We start from the raw sequence: 8,158 nt of genomic DNA, 5'->3' as shown, positions 1-8,158 counted from the left end.
GCGTCTGCGCGCCCGGCGTCTGCGCGCCCGGCGTCTGCGCGCCCGGCGTCTGCGCGCCCGGCGTCTGCGCGCCCGGCGTCTGCGCGCCCGGCGTCTGCGGCGCTTCCACGACGGGTGGCACCGGAGCCGGCTGTTGGCCACCGGGAATTTGCTGGCCACCCGGAACCTGCTGGCCACCCGACCCGCCGGAGTGCTCGGTCGAGCCGCCTCCCGTCACCGCGCCGGGAACGGCACCACCGGGCACACCGCCACCCGTTTCCGGTCGGCCGCCCGTGCCCTGGCCGGGGTTCGCGCCGCCATCGCGGCCAACGACGCCCACACCCGGCGGCGGGCTGGCCGCACCCCCAACTGGCGGACCCGCAGTGTCCTTCTGACCGCCGAAATCGGCAGTCCCTCGACCGGCACCAGGCACACCGGCACCCGGCACACCCGAGCCAGGGACACCGGCACCAGGGACGCCAGCTCCGGGCAGACCAGCTTCGGGCGCACCGGCACCAGGTACCCCGCCGCCCGCTTCCGGCCGTCCACCCGTGCTCTCGCCGGGGTTCCCACCGCCATCACCCGACGCAGGACCAGCCGCACCCCCAACCGGCGGACCCGCAGCGTCCTTCCGACCACCGGAATCGGCAGCCCCACCACCACCAGGCACACCACCGCCAGGCACACCACCACCAGGCACCCCACCGGCCGAAGCGGCACCCCCGCCGCCACCACCACTGCCACCGGCTCCGGACCCGACCACGGCCCCGGACCCGTCCTTCCCGGCACCACCCCCCGCAGCATCGGACGGGATGTCCGGGGCATCCGGCGTGCCGATCGTCCCGATCGGCGGCGGCTTGATGTACCCGGTGTCCTTCAGGTGGTCCTCGATGGCGTCGCCCGCGTCACCGGCCTTCTTCTGCACGGCACCGCTGAACATGCCACCGGCCGCGCCGGTCCAGAGGTCGTCCATGCTGCCGCCGAGGATTCCGGCGGCGGCGGCGCCGACCACGACGTCGGCGGTGGCCTCGCTGGTGCCGTGGAAGATGACGTTGTCCTCGACCTTGGGCTTCCACGCCCCCATGCCCATGTGCATGCCGCCGGCGATGATGCCGGCACCGGCACCGGCGACACCGCCGACGATGGTGCTACGGACGTCCCAGGCGAAGCGGTTGCCCTCGATGAACTGGGCGATCTGGGCGATCGCGTCCTGGACGATCTCGTCGATGCCCTCCTCGACGCCCTCCATGATCAGCCGGATCACCCAGTGCAGCTGCGCGCTGATCTTCTCGATGGCGGTTCGGGCCGCGGTGATCATGGCGGGCACCAGGGGTGCGGTGAACGGGCTCGCGAGTGCCCACAGGATCGAGGCCGCGAAGAACGCGATCTCGATGAGCATGGTGTAGATGGACTGCTCGACGCTCAACGCGAGTTTCAGCAGGCTGGTCGACTGCTCGTTGGCCAGCCCGACGATGCTCGGAACGGAGTTGATGACGGTCGTCACGCGGCCGCGGAACGCGCGGCCCGCCTCGCCGCCGATGGCGTTCTCGACGGTGCCGACCAGGCCGAGGACGCCGTTCGCCATCTCGGTGAGGGTGCGCCCGCTCTCGACCCAGTACTGGGCGAGGGCGCGGGTGGCCGCCACGTCGATCCTCGGGGCCTTCTGGCCCGCCACGAGGATCCACAGCCAGTCGAACGTCGGATCGAACTCGATGTTCACTCAGCCCACTCCGGACTGCCGCTCAGCTCGCCCGTCGCGACAGCACGGCGCTGTGCGCGAAGGGGAAGCCGGAGCAGGCGGCAAGGAGGTTCACGGAACGGATCCCTGGACGGAGAGACGGAGTTGAAGGGCGGCGCCGCGACGCTGCGAGCACCGGCCGACCGGGGTGCCGCAGCCCTTCCCCGACGTGTTCGAGCCGCGAAATCGACACCAGCACCTCCCTGGTCACCGATGCGCGGAACGAACCCAAACGCACCGCGGTCGTTCCGCAATACAGCCATTTCCCGCAGACGGGATCAACACGAACGGCCCAACCGGGAACCACAAAGGAAGTCTTTCCTGCCTCAACACACCTGGAAGCGCGGCCGTGGGACCGCCAGGCGCCCCTCAGCCCACGGGGATGCGAGCGAGCTCCACCTCGACCTCGGCCCGCTGCTCCGGCAGCGACAGCTCGTCGAACGTGGCCAGCGCGCACCGCAGCAGGGTGTCCGCGACCTGGTGCTCACCCGCGTCGAGGCGGCAGCGCCCCTCCTGCAGCGCGGCCCTCGCCGCGTGCACGGAGGCACCCGCCTTCTCGTGGAAGCCGCGCGCCTCGGCGAACATCGCCGCCGCCCGGCCGCACTGCCACACCGCGTGCAGGCATCGGGCCACGCCCTCGATGCACACCGCCAGCAACCTCGTGCGGGACAACGCCATCTCGCCGTCCTGGTTGTGGCACACCGCGTCCTGCAGCAGCTCCTCCAGCACCGCCAGCGCCTTCGCCGGCCGGCCGTCGAGCAGCAGCAACACACCGAACTGGCAGCGCACCGTCATCCGCACCGGCCAGAAGTCGAACGGGGCGGACAGCTCGACGGCCTGCCGCGCGCGTTCCAGACCGTCCCGGCGGTCGCCGCGCGAGAACTCGCCCGCGGCGGTGTGGGTCAGCGCCCACACCCGCTCCAGCCGGTCGTCGGCCTCGTCGGCGCAGCTCAGGGCGATCTTGTGCTGTTCCAGCGCGGCTTCGCGGTCCCCTGCCGTCGCCAGGGCCCGTCCGAGCAGGTTGCGTTGCTGCGCCTGCGCAGCCATGTCGCCCAACGCGCGCGCCGCGTCGACCCCGGTGGCGAAGAACTCGGCCCACTCGACCCCGTGCTGGTCGTCGTCGGCGTACCAGTGCATCGCCCGCGCGCACTCCACCGTCTCGCGGTGCCACCCCATGCGCGCCGACTCCCTGAACGCGGCCAGCCAGTTCGACTGTTCCTGCTCCAGCCACGACCGTGCGTCGTCCAGCGAGGCGAACACGGTGCTCGCCTCGTTCTCCGGCGAGAACGCCTTCCCCGCCGCGGTCGCCACGTCCAGCAGGTGCCCGAGCACCGTCTGCGTCGTCACGGACCGGTCAGCCTCGTCGTCTTCGGTCTCCCAGCGCTCACGCGCGAACAACCGCAGCAGGTCGTGGAAGCGGAACCGGCCCTGCACGGGGCCTGCCAGCACCATGCTCGTGTCGACCAGCTCGTCGAGCAGCTCGAACGCCTCCGACTCCGTCAGGCTCCCGGCGACCTGCGCCAACTCGACACCGAAGTCCGCACCCGGCACCGCGGCCAGCCGCCGGAACAACCTCCGGCCCTGCGGCGACAACCCCCGGTACGACACCTCGAATGCGGAGCGCACCTGCAGATCCCCCGCGGACAACGCCGTCAGCCTCGTCCGCTCGTCCCGCAGCTGGTCCACCAGGTACCGCAGCGACCAATGCGGCCGGCTCGCCAGCCGGTTGCCCACGATCCGCAACGCCAACGGCAGGTTCCCGCACAGCTCGATCAGCTCACCCACCACGTCCGGCTCGGCCCGCACCCGGCGCTCACCGACGACGGCCTCCAGCAGCGCCTCCGCGTCCCCGTCGTCGAACGGGTCGAGGTGCAGCCACCGCACCCCCTCCAGGCCGGCCAGCGTCCGGCGGCACGTCACGAGGGTGCGGCAACCGGGAGAGGTCGTGAGAAACGGCCGGACCTGCACCTCCGACGCGGCGTTGTCCAGCAGCACCAGCACCTTCCGCTTCTGCAGCACCGCGCGGTACTGGCCGGACTGCTCGGTCACGGCCGTCGGCACGTCGCCCGGCGCCACGCCCAGCGCCCGCAGCAACCGGTCGAACACGACCTGCACGGGAAGCGGTTGCTCATCGACGCCGCGCAGGTCGACCGCCAGGCACCCGTCCGGGAACTCGTCGCGCATCTGGTGCGCCGCCGACGCCGCCAGCACCGTCTTGCCGACACCGGGCTGACCGACCATCGCCACCGACAGGCTCGTGCGGATGCTCTCCCGCAACCGCGACAGGTCCCGCCGCCTGCCCACCCGGTCCACGAGCAGGGGCGGCAGCTCGGCGACACCGGCGACCGACGCCGAGGACCCCCGCTTGCGGCCCTGTTCCGCGACCCGCAGGAACTCCGCGCGCTCCACGGTGCCCAGCCCGAAAGCGAGCGCCAGCACCTCGGCCGACCGCCGCTGCGCCGCACGAGCCCGGCCCTGCTCCAGCTCCCGCAACGCACGCACGCTGATGCCGGACCGCTCCGCCAGGCCCCGCTGGCTCAACCCGGCGTCACGGCGGTAGCCCAGCAACAACTCACCAAAAGTCGACTCGCACTCCGACTCTCCCACCAGGCCAACATAGCTGCTAATAGGTATTATTACTAAGTTGTGTCCGCACCATGGAACCCGGATGGACCAGTCGGAACGCCTCCTGCGGGATGATCGGGCCGCAGCCGGGAGGAGGTTTCTCCCCGAACAAGCCGAGCTGTCCACTTCGGATCGTCGAGAACCGGGCAGCGGGAGCAGGCGATGCCGGCCGCCCCGTCCACGGCACCACCACGCCGCCGCATTCCGGCCGCGACCGGGCAGAAGACAGGCCGAAAGAGCACGTTGCGCAGCGCAACAGGGCGGAATCCGTTCTCCCGCTTGCACCACATCCCAGCGCGCACTAGGCCGGTAGTGCACAACCGCGACAACACGGGGCGCCACACCGCAGCCCCGCAGGAGCCGAGAACGGAAAACGCCGTGAACCACATCGATGAGCTCGCCGACGTGCAGGACCCAGTGTGGGAGTGGCTGGCCGCTGACCTGAACTGCAGCCTGACCCGGTCCACGGTGGTCCAGCCCGATCCGGGCACGTGCCGGACGGCACTGCGGCAGCTGCGGATCACGGCGGAGTCCCGGCTGGGCGCGATCGTCCTCAACACCGGCGGCATCCTGCTGCACGACAGGTGGGTGCGGGTCTACGGCGGATCGGGAGGGGGACCGGACGGCATCCCCGGCATCACCGAGGTGAACCGCATCTCCCAGCCGGCCGATCCGGCCCGGCGGCCCGAGGCCGGACTGGTGGTCGCGCACGACGTGCTGGGCGGCGCGTTCGTGCTCAACGGACCCGAGCCCTGGTCGTCCGGCAGGCCGGGCCGTCCGGGCGACGTCATCTACTTCTGCCCCAGCACCCTCACGTGGCAGACCACGGAGATGGATCACGACCACTGGCTGGACTGGCTCGTGAACGGCGGCGCGGCCGGGCAGTACCGCGAGGTGCTGTGGCCGACGTGGCGCAGCGACACCGCCGGGCTGAGTCCGCGGCAGGGGATGGTGGTGCACCCGGCCCCCTGGTCGGCGGAGTTCAAGGAGGGCTACACGCTCCCCGTCCGCAGGCCGGCACCCCTGCAGGTGATCCTCGACGAGCACGTGGCGTCCTGCGTCCGGCTCGGCCTCCCCCACCCCGGTGCACTCGGGACCGTCCGGATGTGACCGGCGCGGCGGCGCCCCATTGTCCAATCAGGACGGTCGGGCGAGCGCGCCGCCGGCTCGAGCACCGACGCCGCGAGCACGAAGGGCTGTGATCTCCGCACACCGCATACCCTGATCACCGGCCGGGCGCAAGACCACTGGACCGGTACGGCTGTTCGAATGCCGTTGTCGAATCAGAAGGGCATGTTCCCCTGCCCCTTTGCACCTCGCTGGCCACCGGGTTGAATGGTCGGCGTGACGGAGCTGCGCGAGGAAACACCCGGTCCGTCCTTCGGCCACACTCTGCTGAGGTACCGGACGGCGGCCGGACTGTCGCAGAGGGAGCTGGCGCTCGCCTCCGGGTTGAGCGTGCGCGCGCTGCGCGAGCTGGAGCACGGACGGGCGGCGGCCGCGCAGGAGAAGTCCACCGAGCTGCTGGCGACCGCGCTGGGACTGACCGGCGACGAACGCGAGTCGTTCCTCCTGCTGGCCAGGGAGGGAAGGCGGAGGTCCAGCCTGTCCGGCACCACGACGATGCTGTACGGCCTGCCCGCCGCGCCCGCGCTGGTCGGCAGGGACGACGAGCTCGGCCTGCTGTCCCGCGCCGCGCGAGCCGGGGGCACCACGATCGTGATCGGACCTCCGGGTGTCGGCAAGACCTCGCTCGCCGTGGCTGCCGCGGAGCGGCTGAAGGTGCAGTTCCCGGACGGCTGCCTCGCGATCGACCTCCGCGGTGTGGACGATCACCCCGTCCCGGCGGCGCTCGCGCTGGAGCGGATGCTCACCGCTCTGGGCGTGCCCTCCGGCCGCATCCCGCCGGGAGAGGCTGAACGGAGCTCGCTCTTCCGCGCGTTGATGCGGGACCGCCGCGTCCTGGTCCTCCTCGACAACGCCGCGGACGAGTCCCAGGTGCTTCCGCTGTTGGCCGGTGGTGAGCACTGCCTCACGATCGTGACGTGCCGTCGCTCGCTCGCGGGTGTGGAACCGGCGCAGCGCCTGGTGCTCGACATGCTGGCCGAGCAGAGCGCCGTCGACCTGCTGACCACGATCGTCGGCGAGGACGTCGTGCTGGGCGATCCCGACGCCGCCAGGGAGGTGGTGGGCCTGTGCGGCAACCTCCCGCTGGCCGTGCGGATCGTCGGCAACCGCCTGGCCACCCGCCGGCACTGGTCGCTGTCCTACCTGGCGGGACAGCTGCGGGACGAGCACCGCCGGCTCGACTCGCTCGCGGCCGGTGACCTGCGGCTCAGGCCGGCCTTCGAACTGTCGCGGCGCAGGCTCAGCCCCGCGGCGCAGGAGGTGTTCCGCAGGCTCGCCCTCATCCCCGGAGCCCACTTCAGCGAGGAGCTCGCGGCGGTCGTCACCGGTGTCTCCCCGGAGGAGGTCGAGGCACAGCTGGAAGAACTGGTCGAAGCATCTCTGCTCACCGTGACGACCGAACGGATGCGGCTGCAGTTCCACGACCTCGTCCGGTTGTTCGCCCAGGAACGACTGGCGGCGGAGGAAGCGGAGGACGTCCGGGCACAGCTGCGGGACGCCCTCCTCACCCACGTGCTGCGGAGGGCCACCGCCGCCTCGGAGCTGTTCCGCGCCAAGGCGGTCGGCGTGCCGCGGGACAGCCCGTTCCGTTCCCCTGGCGAGGCGAAGGACTGGCTGGAGCAGGAGTCCACCACCTGGATCCCGGTGCTGCGCCAGGCAACGGAGGCCCGCCGGTACCGCGAGGTGGTCGACTGCACCTGGGCGCTGTACAACTACGCGCACGGGCGTGAGCCGATGTACCCCTGGACCGACGTGTTCGGATGCGGTGTGCGCGCCGCGAGGGAGCTGGGCGACCAGAAGGCGGAGGTCAACCTGCTCTCCCAGTACGGAACGTGCTTCCACTGGAACCAGGGCGACAGCGAACGGGCGCGGGACGTCCTGCTCGAAACGGTGGCCCTCGCCGAGGAGATCGGCCACCACTGGGGTGCCATGATCACGCACTCGGCGGTGGGATGGCCGCTGTTGTCCCTCGGAGAGCCCGAGGAGGCGCAGCGGCACGTCGACCTCGCGCTCGAGATGTCGGAGTCGTACGACTTCTTCGAGACCCGGTTCTGGATGCACATCGGGAGCGGCGGCATCCGGCTCGCGACGGGCCGTTTCGGCGAGGCGCTCGCCTTTCTCACCCCGCTGCTCGCGGAGACCACCGAACGGATCGGCGAGACGAACCAGGAGCTGGCCGGGAAGACGATGACGCTGCTGCGGATGAACATCGCCGACTGCCTCTCCGGCCTGGAACGCTGGCAGGAGGCCGCCGAGCAGTACCACGAGGTCATCAGGCTGTTCGGAACGGAACGGCCGACCTACCGCAGCCGGGTGGAGCTGCTCGTGTGCGAAGGCACGGCGTGGCGCCACGCGGGCGACTTCCAGCGCGCACGCGAGTGCCTCACGCGCGCGCTGGAACTCTGCGACGACCCCACCGGCCGCGGTGACCGCAAGGCGGTGGAGGCGGAGCTCGCCCTGGTGCCCGCGGAGTAGGTCAAGACGACCGGGTGACTTCCACCCGAATGGCCCTGTTTCGAATGCCACACTAGTCGCTCGTCAAGGTTGACATGAGTGAGATGAAGGACGTCAGCGTCTTCCGCACCGCGACATCCGGTTCGACGTTCGGCGAGGTCCTGCTGAGCCTGCGGACGGCGGCAGGTCTGTCGCAGGCAGGTCTGGCGCTCGCCTCCGGGATGAGCGTCCGGG

Annotated in this window: 3 protein-coding genes and 1 pseudogene; 2 read left to right on the top strand and 2 right to left on the bottom strand. The window is 71.4% G+C overall.

Annotated features, from left to right (window positions below):
* Together ADL03_RS43585 and ADL03_RS43580 are read right to left on the bottom strand one after the other, a co-directional pair.
* Positions 1–1,699 (bottom strand): annotated as a pseudogene (locus tag ADL03_RS43585) (hypothetical protein); the annotation flags it as partial.
* Between the two features lie 387 nt (positions 1,700–2,086).
* Entirely contained in the window at positions 2,087–4,324 is a 2,238-nt protein-coding gene (locus ADL03_RS43580) for an NB-ARC domain-containing protein (RefSeq protein ID WP_197289169.1), read from the bottom strand.
* Between the two features lie 396 nt (positions 4,325–4,720).
* On the opposite strand from ADL03_RS43580, the gene ADL03_RS43575 reads away from it, so the two are divergent.
* On the top strand, positions 4,721–5,452 hold the full coding sequence (locus ADL03_RS43575; RefSeq protein ID WP_053739544.1) for a DUF2625 family protein: 732 nt from the start codon (positions 4,721–4,723) through the stop codon (positions 5,450–5,452).
* A 234-nt stretch (positions 5,453–5,686) separates the two neighbouring features.
* Entirely contained in the window at positions 5,687–7,945 is a 2,259-nt protein-coding gene (locus ADL03_RS43570; protein WP_053739543.1) for an XRE family transcriptional regulator, read from the top strand.
* Positions 7,946–8,158: the final 213 nt, after the last annotated feature.

The sequence above is a fragment of the Nocardia sp. NRRL S-836 genome (genome assembly GCF_001279525.1).
In the GTDB taxonomy this organism is placed as follows: domain Bacteria; phylum Actinomycetota; class Actinomycetes; order Mycobacteriales; family Pseudonocardiaceae; genus Lentzea.
Note: the sequence above shows the minus strand (reverse complement) of the source record. Positions and strands in the feature narration are given on the sequence as shown.